20 protein-coding genes, 1 tRNA gene and 1 pseudogene are annotated in these 22,132 nt (G+C 61.7%); all 22 read left to right on the top strand.

All coding sequences use genetic code 11. The features are described 5' to 3' along the window. Positions 1 to 46 precede the first annotated feature (46 nt). The 22 genes and pseudogenes from infC to M0D43_RS19770 all read left to right on the top strand — a co-directional run bounded on the left by infC (position 47) and on the right by M0D43_RS19770 (position 22,047). Positions 47 to 589 carry a translation initiation factor IF-3 gene (gene infC / locus M0D43_RS19665; RefSeq protein ID WP_070690874.1) on the top strand — a complete coding sequence of 181 codons (543 nt, stop codon included), beginning with the start codon at positions 47 to 49 and terminating at the stop codon, positions 587 to 589. A gap of 248 nt (positions 590 to 837) precedes the next feature. Beyond that, entirely contained in the window at positions 838 to 1,035 is a 198-nt protein-coding gene (gene rpmI / locus M0D43_RS19670) for a 50S ribosomal protein L35 (protein ID WP_002811096.1), read from the top strand. A 10-nt stretch (positions 1,036 to 1,045) separates the two neighbouring features. Next, positions 1,046 to 1,405, top strand: coding sequence for a 50S ribosomal protein L20 (gene rplT / locus M0D43_RS19675; RefSeq protein WP_003484828.1), 360 nt, complete (start codon positions 1,046 to 1,048; stop codon positions 1,403 to 1,405). Positions 1,406 to 1,663: 258 nt separating this feature from the next. Continuing rightward, the gene (pheS, locus tag M0D43_RS19680) at positions 1,664 to 2,659 is read left to right on the top strand and encodes a phenylalanine--tRNA ligase subunit alpha (RefSeq protein ID WP_260807507.1); all 996 of its coding nucleotides are present in this window, start codon (positions 1,664 to 1,666) and stop codon (positions 2,657 to 2,659) included. Positions 2,660 to 2,771: 112 nt separating this feature from the next. After that, positions 2,772 to 5,150, top strand: coding sequence for a phenylalanine--tRNA ligase subunit beta (gene pheT, locus M0D43_RS19685; protein WP_260807508.1), 2,379 nt, complete (start codon positions 2,772 to 2,774; stop codon positions 5,148 to 5,150). Between the two features lie 21 nt (positions 5,151 to 5,171). After that, a complete protein-coding gene (locus tag M0D43_RS19690) occupies positions 5,172 to 5,471 on the top strand; it encodes an integration host factor subunit alpha (RefSeq protein ID WP_002811076.1) in 300 nt (99 codons plus the stop codon). Further along, positions 5,452 to 5,808, top strand: a complete 357-nt coding sequence (locus M0D43_RS19695) for a MerR family transcriptional regulator (protein ID WP_005914014.1) — start codon at positions 5,452 to 5,454, stop codon at positions 5,806 to 5,808. The genes M0D43_RS19690 and M0D43_RS19695 overlap by 20 nt, the downstream gene beginning before the upstream one ends. 61 nt (positions 5,809 to 5,869) lie before the next feature. Next, positions 5,870 to 5,946 (top strand) — tRNA-Pro (locus tag M0D43_RS19700). Between the two features lie 469 nt (positions 5,947 to 6,415). After that, on the top strand, positions 6,416 to 7,114 hold the full coding sequence (locus M0D43_RS19705) for a polysaccharide biosynthesis/export family protein (protein ID WP_162301074.1): 699 nt from the start codon (positions 6,416 to 6,418) through the stop codon (positions 7,112 to 7,114). After that, entirely contained in the window at positions 7,096 to 8,535 is a 1,440-nt protein-coding gene (locus M0D43_RS19710) for a GumC family protein (RefSeq protein ID WP_252162692.1), read from the top strand. Before M0D43_RS19705 ends, M0D43_RS19710 begins: the two co-directional genes overlap by 19 nt. A 244-nt stretch (positions 8,536 to 8,779) precedes the next feature. Beyond that, positions 8,780 to 10,234, top strand: coding sequence for an undecaprenyl-phosphate glucose phosphotransferase (locus M0D43_RS19715; protein WP_252162693.1), 1,455 nt, complete (start codon positions 8,780 to 8,782; stop codon positions 10,232 to 10,234). A gap of 94 nt (positions 10,235 to 10,328) precedes the next feature. Continuing rightward, on the top strand, positions 10,329 to 11,618 hold the full coding sequence (locus tag M0D43_RS19720; RefSeq protein ID WP_252162694.1) for a polysaccharide biosynthesis protein GumE: 1,290 nt from the start codon (positions 10,329 to 10,331) through the stop codon (positions 11,616 to 11,618). Continuing rightward, positions 11,615 to 12,706, top strand: a complete 1,092-nt coding sequence (locus M0D43_RS19725) for an acyltransferase family protein (protein WP_260807510.1) — start codon at positions 11,615 to 11,617, stop codon at positions 12,704 to 12,706. Before M0D43_RS19720 ends, M0D43_RS19725 begins: the two co-directional genes overlap by 4 nt. Positions 12,707 to 12,719: 13 nt before the next feature. Next, the gene (locus M0D43_RS19730; RefSeq protein ID WP_252162695.1) at positions 12,720 to 13,796 is read left to right on the top strand and encodes an acyltransferase family protein; all 1,077 of its coding nucleotides are present in this window, start codon (positions 12,720 to 12,722) and stop codon (positions 13,794 to 13,796) included. Between the two features lie 67 nt (positions 13,797 to 13,863). Beyond that, positions 13,864 to 15,005, top strand: a pseudogene (gumH, locus tag M0D43_RS19735) (GDP-mannose:cellobiosyl-diphosphopolyprenol alpha-mannosyltransferase). After that, positions 15,002 to 16,051 carry a glycosyltransferase gene (locus M0D43_RS19740; RefSeq protein WP_252162696.1) on the top strand — a complete coding sequence of 350 codons (1,050 nt, stop codon included), beginning with the start codon at positions 15,002 to 15,004 and terminating at the stop codon, positions 16,049 to 16,051. Before gumH ends, M0D43_RS19740 begins: the two are co-directional and overlap by 4 nt. A 17-nt stretch (positions 16,052 to 16,068) precedes the next feature. After that, positions 16,069 to 17,556: a lipopolysaccharide biosynthesis protein gene (locus M0D43_RS19745; RefSeq protein WP_252162697.1), complete on the top strand. Its 1,488-nt coding sequence runs from the start codon at positions 16,069 to 16,071 to the stop codon at positions 17,554 to 17,556. A 66-nt stretch (positions 17,557 to 17,622) separates the two neighbouring features. Continuing rightward, a complete protein-coding gene (locus M0D43_RS19750; RefSeq protein ID WP_252162698.1) occupies positions 17,623 to 18,819 on the top strand; it encodes a GumK N-terminal domain-containing glycosyltransferase in 1,197 nt (398 codons plus the stop codon). A 38-nt stretch (positions 18,820 to 18,857) separates the two neighbouring features. Beyond that, complete coding sequence (locus M0D43_RS19755; RefSeq protein ID WP_252162699.1) at positions 18,858 to 19,652, top strand: polysaccharide pyruvyl transferase family protein; 795 nt, start codon at positions 18,858 to 18,860, stop codon at positions 19,650 to 19,652. A 4-nt stretch (positions 19,653 to 19,656) separates the two neighbouring features. Next, on the top strand, positions 19,657 to 20,451 hold the full coding sequence (locus tag M0D43_RS19760; protein WP_252162700.1) for a WecB/TagA/CpsF family glycosyltransferase: 795 nt from the start codon (positions 19,657 to 19,659) through the stop codon (positions 20,449 to 20,451). Positions 20,452 to 20,485: 34 nt separating this feature from the next. Further along, positions 20,486 to 20,947, top strand: a complete 462-nt coding sequence (locus tag M0D43_RS19765; protein ID WP_252162701.1) for a cupin domain-containing protein — start codon at positions 20,486 to 20,488, stop codon at positions 20,945 to 20,947. Between the two features lie 89 nt (positions 20,948 to 21,036). Further along, on the top strand, positions 21,037 to 22,047 hold the full coding sequence (locus M0D43_RS19770; protein ID WP_252162702.1) for a TraB/GumN family protein: 1,011 nt from the start codon (positions 21,037 to 21,039) through the stop codon (positions 22,045 to 22,047). Positions 22,048 to 22,132 lie beyond the last annotated feature (85 nt).

Raw genomic sequence — 22,132 nt, forward strand, 5'->3', positions numbered from 1 at the left:
CAACCCCGGCCGGTCTGGATGATCCGGATGCGCCGGTTCGATTCCCCTGGGAGATTGCAATATCAGTACCCCTGACAACAAACAGAACCGCAAGAACCAAGAAATCCGTGTGCCGCGCGTCCGCGTGATCGGCAGTGACGGTGAGATGGTCGGCGTGTTGTCGCGCGACGAAGCGCTCGCCAAGGCCGAAGAAGAAGGCCTGGATCTGGTCGAAATCCAACCGCAGGCCGATCCACCGGTCTGCAAGATCATGGATTTCGGCAAGTTCAAGTTCGAGCAGCAGAAAAAGGCCAACGAGGCCAAGAAGAAGACCAAGCAGGTCGAGATCAAGGAACTCAAGTTCCGTCCGGTCACCGACGAGGGCGACTACCAGATCAAGCTGCGCAACATGCGCCGTTTCCTGGAAGAGGGCGACAAGGTCAAGGTCAACATCCGCTTCCGTGGCCGTGAAATGAGCCACCAGGAGCTCGGTCGCGAGATGGCGGCACGCATCGAGGCCGACCTGGGCGAAGACATCGTCATCGAGTCCCGTCCGCGCCTGGAAGGGCGCCAGATGGTCATGATGATCGCGCCCAAGAAGAAGATCTGAGGATATTCTTCGTTGCTGCGACGGGCCCCAGCGGGGTCCGTTGTGGTCGCAAGATCAATTGGTTGCAAGAATTCCCGGCAACGGGTAGACTGCGCGGCCCGGTTTTGCCGGGAGCCGTGCAAGCGGCATCAGGACCTGTCCGGATCGTGTTCGATCAAGGACTTACAAGCAGGCAAGGGCAAGGATGGAAAGCGTGGTCGCAAGACTGCCGCCCGTGTCAGTGACAAAACACCATCAAGGACATTGCAATGCCCAAGATCAAGACCAACCGGGCGGCGGCCAAGCGTTTCCGCAAGACCGCCTCCGGCAAGTACAAGTGCGGCCACGCGAACCGTAGCCACATCCTCACGAAGAAAGCGACCAAGCGGAAGCGCAACTTGCGGCAGACGAATCACGTCCGTGCCGAGGACGCAGGCCGTCTCGATCGTATGCTTCCCTACCTCTGAGGACTGACCCATGGCACGAGTAAAGCGTGGCGTACAGGCGCGTCGCCGCCACAAGAAAATTCTGACCCTGGCGAAGGGTTACTACAACGCTCGCCGCAAGGTCTTCCGCGTTGCCAAGCAGGCAGTCATCAAGGCGCAGCAGTACGCCTACATTGGCCGTAAGCAGAAGAAGCGTAATTTCCGTTCGTTGTGGATTACGCGCATCAATGCGGCTGCCCGCATCAACGGCTTGAGCTACAGCCGTTTCATGAATGGCCTGCTCAAGGCTGGCATCACCCTGGACCGCAAGGTGTTGGCTGATATCGCCGTACACGACGCCGCCGGCTTTGCCGCGCTGGCTGAGAAGGCCAAGGGCGCGCTGGCGGCATAGTGCGAGTCCCTCGCAAGAGCCCGCACATCCATGCGCGGACTTTTGAAGGGGGGGGTCTCGAGGGAGCTTGCACATTCGTGTACAGGCCTCCGGCGAGGCAAGCAGATATGCAGGGGAAGGGCGCGAGTCCTTCCCCTTTTGCGTTTTTAGATGGCTGGCATTGCTGACTGGATGCCGGGCTAGACCAGATTTGAGTGGCAATGCGTTCCGGTGCATCCGGAAACACCGTTCGGTTGACGCAGTTGAGGCGCGAGTGCAATGAGTGAGATTCAATCCCTGACCGAACGTGCGCTGGCCGATGTTGCCGCGGCGCAGACGCCGGAACAACTGGAAGCCTTGCGCGTCGCATTGCTGGGCAAGAGTGGCAGCATCACCGCCCAGCTCAAGCAGCTCGGCACGCTTCCGGCCGATCAGCGAAAAGCCGCTGGCGAAGCGATCAATCTGTCGCGCGACGCGTTGACTGCGGCGTTGGCCGAACGCAAACACACGCTGGACACCGCCGCGCTGGATGCACGTCTGGCCGGGGAGCGAATCGATGTCACCTTGCCGGGGCGTCGCAGCGAGCGCGGTGGTCTGCACCCGGTGACGCGCACACTGGAGCGCATCGTCGAAATCTTCGCGCGGCTCGGCTATGAGCTGTCGGACGGTCCGGAAATCGAGGACGACTGGCACAACTTCGAAGCGCTGAATTTCCCGCCGCATCATCCCGCACGCGCAATGCACGACACGTTCTATTTCGGCGATGGCCGTCTGTTGCGCACCCACACTTCAGGTGTGCAGGTGCGTTACATGGATGCGCATAAGCCGCCGCTGCGCATGATTGCGGCCGGCAAGGTGTATCGCTCCGATTCGGATCAGACCCATTCGCCAATGTTCCATCAGGTCGAGGGTCTGCTGGTGGACGAGCATTCGACTTTCGCCGACCTCAAGGGCACCTTGTCCGAGTTCGTGCGAGCGTTCTTCGAGCGCGATTTCGAAATGCGCTTCCGCCCCAGCTATTTCCCGTTCGTGGAGCCGGGCGCGGAGGTGGATATCGCCTGGCAGCAGCCCGATGGCAGCACGCGTTGGTTGGAAGTGCTGGGCTGCGGCATGGTGCATCCGAACGTGCTGCGCAGCGTCGGCATCGACCCGGAGCGCTACACCGGCTTTGCCTTCGGTCTGGGCGTGGAGCGCTTTGCGATGCTGCGCTACGGCGTCAACGACCTGCGTGCCTTCTTCGAGAACGACGTGCGTTTTCTCAGGCAGTTCGCCTGACGGCGGGGAATCGGGAATGGGGAATCGCAAAAGCCACGCGCTTTGCGGATCCCGTCTCGAAGCCCCGGTGCCCCCGCTTTTGCGATTCTCTATTCCCGATTCCCGGCCCCTCATGAAATTCTCTGAAAATTGGCTGCGTAGCCACGTTCCGATCCAGGCCTCGCGCGACGAACTGGCTGCGACGCTGACGGCGATCGGCCTGGAAGTCGAAGACGTCACGCCGCTGGGCGAGTCGCTCGGTCAGGTGGTCGTGGCGCGCATCGTCGAAGCCGTGCGACATCCGGAAGCCGATCGCCTGCAGGTCTGCAGCGTCGATGCAGGGCAGGGCGAGTTGCTGCAGATCGTGTGTGGCGCGCCGAATGCGCGCCCGGGTCTGGTGGCGCCGTTGGCGCTGGTCGGTGCGAAGATCGGCGATCTGACCATTGCCGCTGCCAAGCTGCGCGGTGTGGCGTCCAATGGCATGTTGTGTTCGGCCAAGGAATTGGGCCTGGATGGCGATGCGTCGGGGCTGTTCGAGTTGCCGGACGATGCGCCGGCGGGGCAAGCGCTTGCCGAGTATCTGGGGCTGCCCGATGCCAGCATCGAGATCAAACTCACCCCCAATCGCGCCGACTGTTTCAGCGTGCGTGGTATCGCCTTCGACGTGGCTGCAGCGTGCGCCAGCGAAGTGGTGGCATTCGATGCCGGGGCCGTCGCTTCGGTGTCCACGCGCACGCTCGCGGTGGAATTGAATGCCGGCAAGGAAGCGCCGCGGTACTGCGGGCGGGTGATCGAAGGCATCGACCCGCTGGCGAAGACGCCGGTGTGGCTGGCCGAGCGGCTGCGTCGCAGCGGCGTGCGTCCGGTGTCGTTGCTGGTGGATATCACCCAGTACGTGATGCTGGAACTGGGCCAGCCGATGCATGCCTTCGATCTGGATACCTTGCAGGGACCGATCGGGGTGCGTCGTTCGCGCAGTGGCGAGCAGTTGGCGCTGCTGGACGGGCGGCAGGTCACGCTGGACGACAGCTTCCTGACCATTACCGATGCCGACCGCCCCGTGGCGCTGGCTGGCTTGATGGGCGGGCTGGACACGCGCGTCACCGACACGACGCGCAATGTGTTCCTGGAGTCGGCGTATTTCGATCCGGCCGCCATCATGGGCCGTGGCCGCAAACTTGGCCTGCATACCGATGCCGGGCATCGCTTCGAGCGGGGCGTGGATCCGGCATTGCCGCCACAGGCGATCGAGGTCGCCACGCGTCTGGTGCTGGAACTGGCCGGCGGCACGCCGGGCCCGGTGGTGCACGCGCAATTGCCGGAGCATCTGCCGCAGCCGGCACGCATTGCGCTGCGTCGCGCACGCATCGCGCGCGTGCTCGGCATCCCCATCGACGACGCCGATGTCGTGCGGATTTTGAGCGCGCTCGGCATGCAGCTCGAGGCGGTGTCCGAAGGCTGGCACGTCGTCGCGCCGAGCCGTCGGTTCGATATCGCCATCGAAGAAGATCTGATTGAAGAGCTGGCGCGTATTCACGGTTACGACCGGGTGCCGACCACGCTGCCCGGCGGCGCCAGTCGCATCGCAATGCCGAGCGAAACCCAGCTGGACGAACTCAGCGTGCGACGCCAGCTGGTGGCGCGCGAGCTGCAGGAAACCATCAACTACGCCTTCGTCGATGCCGGTTTGCTGGAGCGCTGGCAGCTCACCGATGGCTTGGTGCCGTTGGCCAACCCGCTGAGTGCGGAGCTGGCGATCATGCGTCCACGCTTGTTGCCGGGCCTGGTGGCGACACTGGGCCGTAACGCTGCCCGTCAAGCCGGGCGGGTGCGCTTGTTCGAACTAGGCAAGGTGTTCGCCGCGGCCACCGATGCCGGCGCAGCGCCGCTGGAATCGCAGCACGTTGCCGCGGCGGTGTGCGGCGATGCGCTGGCGCTGCAGTGGGGCGAGGCCGCGCGCAAGGTGGATTTCCACGATTTGAAGGGCGACCTGATGGCGCTGGCTGCGGCCAGTGGCGCGCAGCTGGAGTTCCAGCCGTCGACGCAGCCGTTCGGGCATCCGGGCCGGTCGGCCGATATCTATCGTGACGGTGCCTGCATCGGCTGGATCGGGCAGGTGCATCCGCGTCTGGTCAAGGCGCTGGACATCGATGTGGACGTGGTCGCGTTCGAACTGCAGCTGGCGTCGTTGGTGCAGCGGGCACTGCCGCGTGCCGGTGAGCTGTCCCGCTTCCCCTCGGTACGCCGCGATCTGGCCTTCCTGGTGCCGGAAGAGGTGAGCTGGGCGGCAGTGTCGGCGAGTGTGCGGACCACGATCGGGCCGTTGTTGCGCGAGGTGCAGTTGTTCGACCGCTATGTTGGGCAAGGGGTCGAGCCAGGTTTCAAGAGTCTGGCTATGGGCTTGATTTTGCAGGATAAATCGCGCACTCTCACTGACCGGGACGTCGATGCGGTCGTCACCGATGTGGTGGCCGTGATCGAGCGCGAGCATCGCGCCCGGATCCGGAGTTGAGGCGGTAACCAGGGGATTGGCATGGCATTGACGAAAGCGGAGATGGCCGAACGTCTGTTCGACGAGGTCGGTCTGAACAAGCGTGAGGCAAAGGAATTTGTCGACGCGTTCTTCGATGTGCTGCGCGATGCGCTGGAGCAGGGCCGTCAGGTGAAGCTGTCCGGTTTCGGCAACTTCGATCTGCGGCGCAAGAACCAACGGCCCGGTCGCAATCCCAAGACCGGCGAAGAAATTCCGATCTCGGCACGGACCGTAGTGACGTTCCGCCCCGGGCAGAAACTCAAGGAACGGGTGGAGGCTTATGCTGGATCCGGGCAGTAATCGCGAGCTACCGCCGATCCCGGCCAAGCGCTACTTCACCATCGGTGAGGTGAGCGAGCTATGCGACGTCAAGCCGCATGTGCTGCGCTACTGGGAAACCGAATTTCCCAGCCTGGAGCCGGTCAAGCGGCGCGGCAACCGGCGCTACTACCAGCGCCATGACGTGCTGATGGTGCGCCAGATCCGTGGGCTGTTGTACGAACAGGGCTACACCATCGGCGGTGCGCGCCTACGCCTGGAAGGCGAGGGTGCCAAGAGCGAGTCCGCGCTGAGCAATCAGATCATCAAGCAGGTGCGCATGGAGCTGGAAGAAGTCCTGCAACTGCTGCGCCGCTAGGAAAACGTTTCACAAAGCCGCTATAATCGCAGGCAGCCCTCGCGGCGGAGCGCAGCATCTTCGGGGTATAGCGCAGCCTGGTAGCGCACTAGTCTGGGGGACTAGTGGTCGTCGGTTCGAATCCGGCTACCCCGACCACCTATCAAGCCCATGACGTTCTGTCATGGGCTTTTTGTTGCCATGCAACATTGCATTTTTATGTCTACGCCCGAGGCGCAGCATATGTAGATCGGCATATCGCACCGCAGCATGAACGCTAGGCGAGCGCTCGGTTTCTGCGGCCCAGTTCGCTATGGACTTGGGTCACGGAATGATGCTAAGTGTCCGGAAACGCTCCAAAACCTCGAGGCTACGCCCAAACGTGGATCACGGTTCGTTAACGCGATATCGACGAACTTGAATCAATAGGCCAACGCCGTCAAAAAAATGGCGTGTAGCGTCTTGCAGTGCAATCTTTCTATGCCATAGTGCAGTGCAACACGCCTTACCTGTCGTGATCCCGATGTCCTGGGATGAACCCTCAGTCGTACGTTCGTGCTGGCGTGTTTGGCCGGTTGAATGCTGCGCGAGCTCCTGTCCCACCCAACCGAGGCAGCCAGCCACACGCATGAAGAAACTGATCGGACGATTTTGCCAAGCGCTGAGCCTGGCCTTGATCTGCTCGATAACACTGGGCGCTTGCAGCACCGGGAAAGACATGGCGACGTCGTTGCCGCTTCCCGATCCGCTCGCAATGTCTGCAGTGCAGCCCGAGTATCGACTCTCTCCAGGCGATCTGCTGCTGGTCAAGGTGTTCCAGATCGACGATCTGGAACGACAGGTGCGTATCGATCAGAACGGCCACATTTCGTTGCCGCTCATCGGCGATGTCAACGCAGCCGGCATGGGCGTCGGCGAGCTGGAAAAGATGGTGGCCGACCGGTATCGCAACGGCTACCTGCAAAATCCTCAGGTGTCGGTGTTCGTGCAGGAATCCAACGGTCGCCGCGTCACTGTGACCGGTGCTGTTACCGAGCCCGGCATCTATCCGGTCATCGGGGCAAATCTGACCCTCCAGCAGGCGGTGGCGCAGGCGAAGGGCGTCAGCACCGTGGCCAGCCGCGGCAACGTCATCGTGTTCCGCATGGTCAATGGGCAAAAGATGATCGCGCGGTTCGACCTGACCGAGATCGAGAAGGGCACCAATCCGGATCCTGAGATTTACGGCGGCGATATCGTCGTGGTGTACCGCTCGGATGCGCGCGTATGGTTGCGCACCATGCTGGAACTGACTCCTCTTGTGATGGTGTGGCGCGCTTACCGATGAGTATGAATTCCGACAATCGTTCCTCTTCGTCTCATCGTCACGGGCATCTCGAACTCGCTGATGTGGGCTTGCTCGATTACTGGCGCGCCGTGGTGTCGCAGCGTTGGCTGATCATCGCGATCGCACTGGCCTCACTGTTGCTTGCGCTGGCCATCACGTTGCTGATGCCGGAGAAGTACCGCGCGACCAGCACGCTGCAGATCGAGCGCGATTCGCTCAATGTGGTGAACGTCGACAACCTGATGCCGGTGGAATCACCGCAGGATCGCGATTTCTACCAAACGCAGTATCAGTTGCTGCAGAGCCGTTCGCTGGCGCGTGCGGTGATCCGCGAAGCCAAGCTGGACAAGGAGCCGGCGTTCAAGGAGCAGGTGGACGAGGCGCTGGAAAAGGCCGCAGCGAAGAATCCCGAGGCAGGCAAGTCGGTCGATTCGCGTCAGGCGATCGTGGACCGCAGCCTCACCGATACGTTGCTGGCGGGTCTGGTAGTCGAGCCGATCCTCAATTCGCGCCTGGTCTACGTCAATTACGATTCGCCTGACCCGGTGCTGTCGGCCAAGATCTCCAACACGTACGCAAAGATGTTCATCATCAGTACGCAGGAGCGCCGCATGAAGGCGTCCTCCTTTGCGACCAAGTTCCTCGCTGAGCGATTGGAGCAGTTGCGCGGCAAGGTGGAGGACTCGGAAAAGTCGCTGGTTGCGTACTCGACCGATGAGCAGATCGTTTCGGTGGGCGACGACAAACCGTCCTTGCCCGCCCAGAACCTGACCGATCTCAACGCGTTGCTGGCTTCTGCGCAGGATGCCCGAATCAAGGCCGAGGCTGCCTGGCGCCAGGCTGATAGCGGCGATGGTATGTCGTTGCCGCAGGTGCTCAGTAGCCCGTTGATCCAGAGCCTGCGCAGCGAGCAGGTACGTCTGACTGCCGAATATCAGCAAAAGCTGTCGACCTTCAAGCCGGATTACCCGGAGATGCAGCGCCTGAAGGCGCAGATCGAAGAATCGCGTCGGCAGATCAATGGCGAGGTCATCAATGTTCGCCAGTCGTTGAAGGCAACCTACGACGCGTCGGTGCATCAGGAGCAGTTGCTCAACGAACGCATTGCCGGTCTGCGCACTAACGAGCTTGATCTGCAGGGCCGCAGCATTCGTTACAACATGCTCAAGCGCGACGTCGACACCAACCGTCAACTCTACGATGCGCTTCTTCAACGCTACAAAGAAATCGGTGTTGCCGGCAATGTCGGCGCCAACAACGTGACCATCGTCGATACCGCAGATGTGCCAACGTCGAAGACTTCGCCGAAACTGAAACTGAATCTCGCTTTGGGACTTATCTTTGGCGTATTCCTAGGCTTGGCTGTGGCTCTCGTTCGGTACTTCTTACGCGTCAATGGGCAGGAAACGCGGTTGAACTGACATCGTGATGTTGCAAAACGATGGTTAATTAAAGTGACAACTGATTCAGCGTGGAAAAGGTGGGATCCCTTATGTTTCGGGTTCCCTCGTTTGAAAGTTTGTCTCTGTTGAAACAAAGGGCTGTCGAGTGATCTGGGGTCGGTAGGTTTTGCCGCGGTGATCGCTTTGACGGAGATGATTGAAAGCTCGCGTGCGATTCGTATGTTCCCCCGCATGCGTCGTATCGAGTTTGGAGGACATCCCCATGCTTTTGGCAGACTTGAGTAGCGCGACTTACACAACTTCCTCGCCGCGATTGTTGTCCAAATATTCGGCTGCGGCCGACTTGGTTCTGCGCGTCTTCGACCTGACAATGGTTGTGGTGTCCGGTCTGGTCGCTTACCGCATCGTATTCGGTTCCTGGGTGCCGGCAGCGCCGTATCGGCTGGCGATCGCCACCACGCTGCTGTATTCGGTGATCTGCTTTGCGCTGTTTCCGTTGTACCGCAGCTGGCGCGGCCGTGGCTTGTTGAGCGAACTGATGGTGCTGGGCGGCGCGTTTGGCGGCGTCTTCGCGCTGTTTGCGGTGCATGCGCTGATCGTGCAGGTGGGCGAGCAGGTGTCGCGCGGTTGGATCGGCCTCTGGTTCGTCGGCGGCTTGGCATCGCTGGTCGCTGCCCGCACGGTGCTGCGCGGGTTCCTGAACCATCTGCGTACTCAGGGTGTGGACGTCCAACGTGTGGTGGTGGTGGGTCTGCGTCACCCGGTGATGAAGATCAACCATTATCTGAGCCGTAACCCGTGGGTCGGCATGAATCTGGTCGGTTATTTCCGCACTCCGTACGATATTGCCGTGACCGAACAGCGCCAGTCGCTGCCGTGCCTGGGCGAGCCGGATGCGTTGATCGACTACCTCAAGGAGAACCAGGTCGAGCAGGTGTGGATCTCGCTGCCACTGGGTGAGCGCGATCACATCAAGCAATTGCTGCAGCGTCTGGATCGTTACCCGATCAACGTCAAGCTGGTGCCGGACCTGTTCGATTTCGGTCTGCTGAATCAGTCTGGCGAGCAGATCGGCAATGTGCCGGTGATCAACCTGCGCCAGGGCGGTGTGGACCGCGACAATTACTTCGTGGTGGCCAAGGCGTTGCAGGACAAGATTCTGGCCGTCATCGCGCTGATGGGCCTGTGGCCGCTGATGGCCGCGATTGCAGTGGGCGTCAAGTTGAGCTCGCCGGGCCCGGTGTTCTTCCGCCAGCGCCGTCATGGCCTGGGTGGGCGCGAGTTCTACATGTTCAAGTTCCGCTCGATGCGCGTGCATGACGACCATGGCACCACGATCCAGCAGGCGACCAAGAACGATGCCCGTATCACGCGTTTCGGTGCATTCCTGCGCCGCAGCAGCCTGGACGAGTTGCCGCAGATCTTCAACGTGCTGGGCGGCAGCATGTCGATTGTCGGCCCGCGTCCGCACGCCGCGCAGCACAACACGCACTACGAAAAGCTGATCAACCATTACATGCAGCGTCACTACGTCAAGCCGGGTATCACCGGTTGGGCGCAGGTGAACGGCTTCCGCGGCGAAACCCCGGAACTGCGCACCATGAAGAAGCGTATCCAGTACGACCTCGATTACATCCGTCGTTGGTCGCTGTGGCTGGACATCCGCATCATCGTGCTGACCGCAGTGCGCGTGCTCGGACAGAAGACCGCGTACTGATGATGGTGGACAGCGTGCGACCTGGCGCGTTCGGCGCCGCGGGCGGCTGCATCGCAGCCGCCTCTTTCAAGCAGGCGGCTGCATGCTGATTCGAATGAGCGAGGAGACTCGCGTCCGCTGGCACAACCTGCTCATCGAGCTGACGTTGCTGGTGGGCGTGGGTTACAACCTGGTACTGGCGTTCATCAACGCTAACGTGTTCACCGTGCGACCGGTAATTACCTACGCGGTCGAGTTCATGGTCTACGCGGCCTGCTTCCTGCTGGGGCTGGGCTCGATGAGCCGCAAGCGCATTGCCTTGATTTTCAGTGGACTCGGCTTCATCGTCGCGCTGATGTTCGTGCGTTTCCTGGTGAACTGGCAGATCGACCCCAAGTTTTTCCGCGACGCGCTGGTGGTGTTCGCCTTCGTCGTGCTTGGCTCGGCCTACACGGGTTCGGTGCCGAAGCTCTTCATCCGCATGACCATCATCGTCTCGCTGGTTGCCGCCTTCGAGCTGGCGATGCCAGTGAAATACGGCGATCTGATCAATCCCAAGAGTTTCTTCGTCAATGCGCGCGGCATGAGCGCGGAAGGCTTCTGGAACGAAGACAGCAATCTGTTCGTCAGCGCGACGCGGCCGGGTGAGCGCAACTTCCTGCCGGGTTCCAATCTGCCACGTGCGTCCTCGATGTTCATCGAGCCGGTGACGATGGGCAACTACATCTGCTTCTTTACCGCGATCGTGTTGGTGTTCTGGCGTTGGATGCGGCCGGCAGCGCTGATCCTGTCGGTGGGGTTGATCGGCTTCATGATCGTGGCTTCCGACGGACGATTGGCGGCGGGCACCTGTGTGCTGATGGTGTTGTTGTCGCCGCTATTGAAACGGCTGGATCAGCGACTAGCCTTCCTGGTGTTTCTGTTGGTGATCATGAGCGCGTGGCTGCTGGTCTGGGCCACGGGCATCACCGCGTACCAGGACACCACGATGGGGCGGGTGTTCTTCACCGTGTATTCGATGAATAACTTGTCGTTCGAGTCCTGGATGGGTCTGGATTTTGATCAGGCGTACCGTTACTTCGATAGCGGGATCTCGTATTTCATTGCGTCGCAGTCGATCGTCGGCGTGCTGGCGTTCCTGCTGTCGTATTCCTTCCTGTTGTTGATGCCCAGCAAGGAAGGGCAGCTGTTCAAGAATCTGGCGATCTTTGCGTTCGCATTGAGCCTGCTGGTGTCCAACGGCTACTTCTCGATCAAGACGTCGGCGTTGTGGTGGTTTGTCTGTGGTTGCATGTGGCACATGCTGCCAACCTGGTCTGCGTCCGGCACACCGGCTGTTTCGATCAAGGACGATCCAACGGTAGATGGCGCGCAGTTGCCATTGCCTGCGGGAGCGGCACGATGAGCGTGTCGGCAACGCCGGCATCGCTATCGGCTTTGCCGGCCGCCGGCGCGCAGGTTGCAAGCACTGGCCGCGCCCGCGATCCGCGCATCGATGCGACGAAGGCAATCGCGATCCTGCTCGTGATGTTCTGCCATGCCAAGGGCGTCCCGCATGGCATGACGTTATTTGCCTATAGTTTCCACGTGCCGCTGTTCTTCCTGGTGTCGGGTTGGTTGGCAGCGGGTTATGCCTCGCGCGATACCGGCTTGACGCAGACGATCAGCAAGCAGGCACGCAGCCTGCTGCTGCCGTATGTCACCTTTTATCTGTTGGGTTACGCGTACTGGCTGCTAACCCGCAATATCGGCGAAAAGGCTGCGCGCTGGGGAAGTCATCCCTGGTGGGAGCCGATCGTTGCGATGTTCACCGGTATTGGCCCGGACCTGTATGTGCAGCCACCGCTGTGGTTTCTACCGGTCATATTGGTGACCGTCGTGAGTTACATGGTATTGCGCCGCCTGATGTCGCCGATATTGATCGCCGGGCTGGCGTTAATCGTGGCGTGGTTCTGGATGAACTGGTTCCCGGCCCAGCACGTGCGGATTTTTTTCGGCTTGGACGTGCTACCGGTGTCGCTGTGTTTCTACGCATTGGGCGCTTTGCTGGTCCACGTGTCGCCACGCCTGCCGATATCCTTGGCTGGCAGCGCCGTGGCGACGGTCGTGTTGGCAGTGCCGGTGGCCTGGCTGGCCAAAGCCAACGGGCGAATCGACGTCAACATGCTCGAATTCGGGCACAACCACGCGCTGTTCCTGATGAGCGCGTTGCTTGGCGCGTTGATGGTGATCTGCGCAGCGCGGCTGGTGCAGAGCTGGGCGTGGCTGCAATGGATCGGCCGCAATACCTTGCTGATCCTTTGCACGCATGTGTTGGTGTTCTTTGTATTGTCCGGGGTTGCGGCATTGGCTGGTGGATTCGGCAGTGCGCGTCCAGGGCTTGGCTGGGCGGTCTTCGTCACGCTGTTTGCATTGGCCGCCTGCGTGCCGCTGCGTTGGATCTTGATGCGCTTTGCCCCATGGACGCTGGGTGCGCGCCGGGTGGCGGCATGAGCGGCGTTTTCGCATGACAAGCGAACTATCTCCAGCGCACTTTACGCGTGCGCACAGCCCGGCAGACGCCAGGCCGACGCGCGATTGGCAGATCGACGCTGCAAAGGCGATGGCTATCGCGCTGGTCGTACTGGGCCATGCCAGCGGAATGCCGCCAGCCTACAAGCTGTTCGCTTACAGCTTCCATGTGCCGCTGTTTTTCGTGTTGTCGGGCTGGGTTGGCGAACGGTTTGGGCAGCGCGCATTGACGGGTGCAACGGTTGCCAAGCTGGCGCGCACCTTGCTGGTTCCGTATCTCGCATTTTTTATGGTGGCCTATGCGCTGTGGTTGCTGACCGCTGCGATGGATGGGCACGCGGGCCATCCACAGGCGCGAGCGTTGTGGCATCCGCTCACGGGATTGCTGTGGGCCAATGGCTCACGCCTGTACGTGCTTCCGGCGCTGTGGTTCCTTCCCGCGCTGTTTGTCACAACGCTCGCTTACCTTGCGTTGCGGGCGCGCTTGGGTGCTGCCACGATCGCGGCGGTCAGTTTGCCACTGGCGCTGGCATGGGCAGGCTGGTTCCCGTCGCTGCAGTTGCGTTTGCCGCTCGCGCTGGATGTGCTGCCTATCGCGTTGTTCTTCATTGCGATCGGCGGCTGGCTGTCGCGTTTTGCCGATGCGCTGCGATCGCTGGGCGCGCAGGTGTGGGCGCTGGCGTTGTTGCCGTTGGCCGCAGCGTGGTGGTGGCTGGCCGGGTGGAACGGGCAGGTGGACGTGAACAACCTGCAGTTCGGGCAGTCGGCTGCCGTGTTCCTGTTGGTCAGTCTGCTAGGAACGGCGATGACGTTTTGCGTCGCCTATTTCATTCGGGGCATGCGCTGGGTGCAGTGGATCGGTACCAATACGCTGCTGATTTTATGCACGCATACGTTGGTTTTCTTGGTGACCACCAGCGTGGTGGCGCGCACGGGCGTGATCGCACGCAGCGCAATCGGTACGCCGGCCTGGGCGTTGGGGCTAAGCGCTTTCGCGATCGCGATGAGCGTGCCGATGCGCGCGGTGCTGGTGCGTGTGGCGCCTTGGATGCTGGGATTGAAACGCAAATGACGAGTTTTCGGAATCATCAGCCGTCGCAGCAACTGGGTGCGCGTCGCTGGCAAAGGAGATTGGCGTAATGAAAGTGGTGCATGTCGTCCGCCAATTCCATCCTTCGATCGGAGGCATGGAAGAGGTCGTTCTCAATGTTGCCCGCCAACATCAAGCCAATAGTACCGATACGGTTGAGGTCGTGACGCTGGATCGTGTGTTCACCGATCCCAGTGCGCGGCTGTCGGCGCAGGACACGCATCAAGGACTGCCGATCCGGCGGATTGGCTATCGCGGATCGTCGCGCTATCCGCTGGCGCCGTCGATACTTGCTGCGATTCGTTCGGCCGATGTTGTCCATCTGCACGGCATCGATTTTTTTACGACTATCTGGCGTTGACAAAGCCGCTGCACGGCAAGCAGATGGTGGTATCCACGCATGGTGGGTTTTTCCACACTGCCTACGCATCGCGCATGAAGCAGCTGTGGTTCCAAACGCTCACGCGCGCCTCGGCACTGGCCTATGCGCGTGTGATCGCCACCAGCGAGAACGATGGCGATCTGTTCGCCAAGGTGGTGGCGCCATCGCGGCTACGGGTGATCGAAAACGGTGTGGACGTGCAGAAATATGCAGGGCAGGGTGCGAGCACGCCCGGCCGGACGATGCTGTATTTCGGGCGTTGGTCGGTCAACAAGGGGCTGATCGAAACGCTGGAGTTGTTGCAAGCCGCGCTCAAGCACGACCCACAATGGCGGCTGATCATCGCCGGCCGCGAGTACGATCTGAACGAGGCCGATTTGCGCAGGGCCATTGCCGAGCGTGGGCTGCAGGACAAGGTGCAGCTGAGCATGTCGCCCTCGCAGGAGCAGTTGCGGGCGCTGATGCAGCAAGCGCAGTTCTTCGTCTGCCTGTCGCGGCATGAGGGCTTCGGTATCGCGGCAGTGGAAGCGATGAGTGCGGGTCTGATTCCGATCCTCAGCGATATTCCGCCGTTCGTGCGGCTTGCCAACGAATCGGGCCAGGGCGTGATCGTCAATCGCGACAAGATCGCGGCAGCAGCCGATCAGGTGCAGGCGCTCGCGCTGCAGGCCGACGGCGATTTCGACACCCGTCGTGCCGCGTCCATGGCTTACGTCAGCCGCTACGACTGGAAGCACGTAGTCGGGCGCTACATCGACGAATACCACGATGCATTGGGCATTCCGCGCGTGCAGGAGGTTGTGCGATGAGTGCGCTGGCTTCTCCGTCGATGACGCATGCGGCAACCCAGCCGCAGGTCACGGTGCTGTTTTCCACCGAAAAACCCAATGCCAGCACCAACCCGTACCTGACCCAGCTCTACGACGCGTTGCCCGCTGCTGTACACACACACTTTTTTTCGATGCGTGATGCATTGCTGTCGCGCTACGACGTGTTGCATCTGCATTGGCCCGAATACCTGCTGCGCCATCCAACTGCTGCCGGCACCTTGGCCAAGCAGGTCTGTGCTGCCTTGTTGTTGCTCAAGCTGCAGCTGACCGGCACGCCGGTGGTGCGCACCCTGCACAATCTTGCGCCGCATGAAGACCGAGGTTGGCGCGAACGGAGCCTGCTGCGCTGGATCGACCGGCTGACACGTCGCTGGATCCGCATCAATGCGACCACGCCGCCGCGTCCGCCATTCACCGATACGATTCTGCACGGGCACTATCGCGACTGGTTCGCGACGATGGAGCAGGGCAACACGGTGCCGGGGCGGTTGCTCCATTTCGGCCTGATTCGCCCGTACAAAGGCGTCGAAACGCTGCTGGACGTCATGCGCCAGGTCGACGATGCGCGCGTGACTCTGCGCATCGTCGGCAACCCGGCCACGCCGCAGATGCGTGCCTTGGTTGAAGACGCCTGCACGCAGGATCCGCGCATCAGCGCGTTGCTGGCCTATGTCGAAGAGCCGGTGCTGGCGCGAGAAGTCAGTGAGGCCGAACTAGTGGTGTTGCCGTACCGGCAGATGCATAACTCCGGCACCTTGTTGCTGGCATTGTCGCTGGCGCGCCCGGTGCTGGCGCCGTGGAGCGAATCGAATGCAGCAATCGCCGAGGAAGTCGGCCCCGGTTGGGTGTTCCTGTATGACGGCGAGTTCGATGCGGCGCTGCTGACCGGCATGCTGGATAAGGTGCGTGCTGCACCACGCGGACCGGTGCCGGATCTATCACAGCGCGACTGGCCACGGATCGGGCAGTTGCATTACCGCACCTATCTGGAAGCGCTGGGCAAGGATGGAGACGCCGCGCTGTGACCGCAGAGACACCTCCGATGACATCTCCCACGCCACCGCCGCCGCCGCAACGCAGCCTGGGGTCGCGCGCTGCCGGCGGCGCAGCGGTGACCATGCTTGGCCAGTCGGCCAAGATGGTGGTGCAGTTCGGCGGCATCATTCTGTTGGCGCGATTGCTGACGCCTTACGACTACGGTCTGATGGCGATGGTCACCGCGATTGTGGGGGCCGCCGAGATCCTGCGCGATTTCGGCCTGTCGGCAGCGGCGGTGCAAGCCAAGCATGTCAGCCGCGAGCAACGCGATAACCTGTTCTGGATCAACAGCGGTATCGGTTTGCTGCTGTCGTTGGTGGTGTTCGCGTCGGCGCATTTGATTGCGAACTTCTACAAAGAGCCGGCCTTGGTGACGATTTCCCAGGCACTGGCGGTCACCTTCCTGATCAATGGCATGACCACGCAGTACCGCGCGCACCTGAGCCGTGGGCTGCGCTTCGGGCAGGTGGCGCTCAGTGACGTGGGGTCGCAGGTACTCGGCCTCGGCGCAGCGGTCGCTGCTGCGCTGCTGGGCTGGGGCTACTGGGCGCTGGTGGTACAGCAGGTGGTGCAGGCCATCGTCAATTTCGTCATCGCCGCAAGCTGCGCACGCTGGTTGCCGGGTGGCTATCAGCGTTCGGCACCGATGCGCGATTTTATGAATTTCGGCTGGAACCTGATGGCTGCGCAGTTGCTGGGCTATGCCAGTCGCAACGTGGGGCAGGTGATCATCGGGTGGCGGACCGGGCCGGACGCCCTGGGCTTGTACAACCGCGCATTCCAGTTGTTGATGATGCCGTTGAACCAGATCAATGCGCCGGCCACCAGTGTGGCATTGCCGGTGTTGTCGCAGCTGCAGGACGACCGCGAACGCTTCAGCGCGTTCCTGCTGCGCGGACAGACCGTGATGGTGCATCTGATCTTTGCGCTGTTCGCGTTCGCTTGCGCACTGGCGATGCCATTGATCGTGCTGGTGCTGGGCGAGCAGTGGCGCGAGGCCGTGCCGCTGTTCCAAGTGCTGACACTGGGCGGTATCTTCCAGACTGCGGCCTATGCGACGTATTGGGTGTTCCTTGCGCGGGGATTGATGCGCGCGCAGCTGGTGTATTCGCTGGTCAGCCGCATCCTGCTGATCGCCTGCATCTTCGTCGGCTCGCGGTGGGGCGCGATGGGTGTGGCGGTCGGCTATTCGTTTGGTTTGTTGCTGACCTGGCCGCTGTCGCTGATATGGATCGGCAAGATTTCCGATGCGCCTGTCGGAGCTCTCTTCACCAATGCGATGCGCGCCATGGCCGCTTACGGCATTGCGGGCGGATGCGCGTATTACGCATCCATCACGGTTGGCGGCCCGCTCTGGGAGCAGCTGGCCGTTGGCGCACTGGCGATGCTTGCGGTTTGCCTGCTTGCCCTGGCGATCTGGCCTGCATTCCGTCGCGATGTGATTGCCATCGTCAACATCCGCAAGCTGCTGACGCAGGCCAAGGCGCGTTAACGAGTCGACATTGTCTTCGCCTGCAATCAGTCATGCTTTCTCTCACTCATTCATAGGACACGGCCCATGAGCGACACACCCGCCGCCGCTTCCGGCATCCGCCGGCCTTGCTATCTGGTCTTGTCCGCCCACGATTACCGCACGCCGCGACGCGCCAATATCCATTTCATCACCGATCAACTGGCGCTGCGCGGAACCACGCGGTTTTTCTCGCTGCGTTACAGCCGGTTATCGCGCATGAAGGGTGATATGCGGTTGCCGCTCGACGAGACTGCAAACACGGTTGTCTCGCATAAGGGCGTCGATTGCTACCTGTGGCGGACGACGGTGCATCCGTTCAATACGCGCCGTCCGTGGCTGCGTTCGGTCGAGGATGCGATGTTCCGCTGGTACGCCGCGCACCCGCCGCGCCAGTTGCTCGACTGGATGCGCGAGTCGGATGTGATCGTGTTTGAAAGCGGCATTGCGGTCGCTTTCATCGAGCTGGCCAAGCGCGTCAATCCGGCAGCGAAGCTGGTCTATCGCGCGTCTGACGGGCTGAGCACGATCAATGTTGCGTCCTACATCGAACGCGAGTTCGACCGCGTCGCGCCCACGCTCGATGTGATTGCATTGGTATCGCCGGCAATGGCAGAAGAGATCGCCAGCCGCGACAACGTGTATCACGTGGGCCATGGGGTGGATCACAACCTGGATCAGCTTGGCGACCCGTCGCCGTACGGCGAGGGTATCCATGCGGTTGCGGTCGGTTCGATGTTGTTCGATCCGGAGTTCTTCGTGGTTGCCAGCAAGGCCTTTCCGCAGGTGACGTTTCACGTGATCGGCTCGGGCATGGGCCGGCATCCGGGCTATGGCGATAACGTGGTGGTCTATGGCGAGATGAAGCACGCCGAGACGATTGGCTACATCAAACACGCGCGTTTTGGAATTGCGCCGTACGCATCCGAGCAGGTGCCGGTGTACTTGGCTGATAGTTCGATGAAGTTGTTGCAATACGACTTCTTCGGCTTGCCTGCAGTGTGTCCGAATGCCGTGGTCGGGCCGTATCAATCGCGTTTTGGCTACACTCCAGGCAACCCTGATTCTGTCATTGCGGCCATTGGCCGCGCCTTGGAAGCACCGCGCGTACGTTATCGCCAGTGCCTGAATTGGTCCGACACCACCGATCGCGTGCTCAATCCCAGTGCGTATCCGGAAACCCGTTTGTATCCACAGCAAAGCGCAGCGGTGCATGCCTCGTCGGAGGCTGCGCTTTCGCATTGATGCGGCGCACATCTTTTCTTTTTAGGAGATCATATGTTATGGCCAACGCCTTGCTCCAGAAATGGATAGAACATGCAGAACGTCGTGCACTGTTCTGGTGGCAGCCCAAGAACGCTGGCGTGAATATGGGAGATCACCTATCCAAGGTGATCGTCTCCTGCGTGCTGTCCTTGCAGGACAAGACGCTGATCGAGAAGCAGGATCTGAGCAAGAAGCTGATCGCGATCGGCTCGGTGCTGCATTTCGCCAAAGACGGTGACACCGTCTGGGGCAGTGGCATCAATGGCAAGATTCCCGCCGAACGCAACACGTTCAGTACGCTCGACGTGCGCGCAGTGCGTGGGCCGAAGACGCGTATGTTTCTGCTCGATCGCGGCATCGCGGTGCCGGAAGTGTATGGCGACCCCGGGCTGCTGACACCGATGTTCTTCCCGGCCGACGCGCTCGGCCCGATCAACAAGCGGCCCTTTGCCATCGTTCCGCACTTCAACGAGCCGATCGAAAAGTACAGTGCGTACAAGGACCACTTGGTGTTTCCCAACGTCAAGCCTGCGACCTTCATGAGCGCACTGCTTGGCGCCGAATTGGTGATCAGTAGCTCCTTGCATGGCCTGATCCTTGCCGAAGCCTATGGAATCCCCTCGGTGTATCTGGACTGGGGCAACGGCGAAGATCGTTTCAAGTACGACGACTACTACAACGGCACCGGACGCATGCAGTGGCATTCCGGTAATAGCGTGGAAGAGTGTCTGCAGTTGGGCGGCAACGGCGATTTCGATTTGGAAAAACTGCAGGCCGGGTTGTTGGCTGCATTCCCTTACGACCTTTGGTGATTCGATGATGCAGGGCCAGCGCGTGGATGTAGAAATAACGGGAATCGCCAGCGGGACCACGCCACCCGGTGTGGTGATTCCGCTAGGTGGCTTTCCGGTGTTGTCCACCACGCAGGAAGCTTTCGCGCTGGATCTGTTCCATGCGTTGGCAGCCCGTCAGCCGCGTCGTGTGTTCTTCGCCAATACCAATTTCATCGTGCAGTGCCAGGCGCTGCGCATGCGCATGCGCGATTCTGGCGTACGCATCGTCAACGATGGGATCGGCATGGATCTGGCCGCGCGGCTGATCCACGGCCGCCGTTTCGCCGGCAACCTCAACGGCACCGACCTGATCCCGTATCTGTGCCGTGAAAGCGCGCAGCCGCTCAAATTCTTTTTGCTGGGCGGTCGTCCCGGGGTCGGCAGGACCGCTGCAGCCACGCTGACCGAGACATTAGGGCAGCAGGTGGTCGGCATGTGCGATGGCTACGGCGAATTCGCGGCGGCAGGCGAGGCACTGGCAGAGCGCATCAATCGCTCCGGTGCCGATGTGTTGCTGGTGGCGTTCGGCAACCCGCTGCAGGAGCGCTGGATCCTGGATCACAGCCACGCGCTGAGCGTGCCGCTGGTCTTCGGTGTGGGTGCGTTGCTCGATTTCTTGTCGGGTACCGCCAAGCGTGCGCCCGAGTGGGTGCGGCGCCTGCATATGGAATGGATCTATCGGCTGCTCAACGAGCCACGCCGTTTGCTCAAGCGCTATAGCTGGGATCTGCTGGTGTTCTTCCGCACCTGCCTGCGCGCGGGCAAACAGCTGCCCTGACGCAGCAGTGGCGTGTCTGGTCTAGCATGCAGGTATGCATCCGACCGCCGCCGCCCTGATCCGCTCGCTGGACCTCGCCCCGCATCCGGAAGGCGGGCACTATCGCCGCGTGTATGCCTCCGCACGCCAGATCACCGACCGCGGCCAGACGCGCCCCGCGTTGACCGCCATCCGCTTTCTGCTGAGTGCAGGCGAATGCAGCGCGTGGCACCGTGTGGACGCCGAAGAGACGTGGCATTGGCAGCACGGCGATGCGCTGGAACTGCTGATCTACGACGCCTCCAGCGAGCAATTGCAGCGTGTGATCGTGGATGCCGCCGAGCGCGGCGAGCCGATGCATGTGGTGCCCGCCGGCTGCTGGCAAGCGGCACGCTCGCTCGGTGACTTCACCCTGGTGGGCTGCACGGTGTCGCCGGGCTTCGTATGGGAAGGCTTCGCGCTGCTTGACGAGGGCGCGTCGCTGGCCGCGCACCTGGCGACGCTGCTTCCACGCTAACCATCGACGACGAGTCCGGCCGAACGCTTCCCTAACGCGTCCGCTGGCGGGTTTGCGTACTGTCCACCTCAAACAGGGGGCCACACGCAATGCAACGCAAGGCAGCGGGATGGGCAATGGCCTTGATGCTGGTGTCGCTGTTGGCGACCGCCGGCGAGACCGTGCCACCGAAGACTATGCCACCGCCGGTGGTGGATCTGGAGGCGATGGTCGTGCGCGGCGTGCAGCCCGGACCGGGCTTGTGGAAGGTCAGCAAGGGCGACCACGTGTTGTGGATACTGGGCACGCAGTCGCCGCTGCCCAAACGTCTGCAATGGCAATCGACCGAAGTGGAGACCATCATCGGCCAATCCCAACAGGTATTGATGGCGCCGACCATAGAGCTCGATGTCGGCCTGGGGTTCTTCGGCAGGCTGACGTTGTTGCCATCGGCGATGAAGGCAATGAAGAACGAGGATGGCCGCGAACTGCGCGAGGTGCTGCCGCCCGATCTGTATGCGCGCTGGAGCGTGGCCAAAGCCCGCTATCTCGGCAGCGACCGCGGCGTCGAGCGCAAGCGCCCGATGCTGGCCGCCGGCGAATTGTATCAGGCAGCGCTGAAACGCTCGGGCCTGGCCCGCTCGCCGGTGATCTGGTCGGTCGTGGAGCGTGCCGCCAAGCGCGCAGGCATCACGCCGACGTCCACGGCGCTTGACTACAAGATCGCGGACCCGCGCCAGGCGCTCAAGGAATTCCGTGCTGGTGGCATGAACGACATCGAATGTTTCCGCCGCATTCTGGTGACGGTGGAACGCGATCTGCCCACGATGGTGGAGCGTGCCAATGCCTGGTCGGTGGGCGATCTCGAGGCCTTGCGTCAGCTTCCGCGCGAAGACCCGCAGGCCGCCTGCATGAGTGCGGTGGCTAGCTCCGGTGCCGCGAAGAAGCGTGGCATCGACGATCTGGAACGGCGCATGCGCGACCATTGGCTAAGCATCGCCGCCGCCGCCCTGCAACGTCATCGCAGCACCTTCGCGGTGCTGTCGATCAGCCGGCTGACCGCGCCGGATGGCTATCTGGCACGACTGCAGGCGCTGGGCTATGAGGTGGAAGCGCCTTGAGCCGGTTTCGGTAACTGCGTCTGGCGCGTCCTGCCGAGCGCGATCACAGATGCAGGCACAGGTCGGTCGTTGCATCATGCGGCCG

Source organism: Xanthomonas prunicola (genome assembly GCF_025266575.1).
Classification (GTDB): Bacteria; Pseudomonadota; Gammaproteobacteria; order Xanthomonadales; family Xanthomonadaceae; genus Xanthomonas; species Xanthomonas prunicola.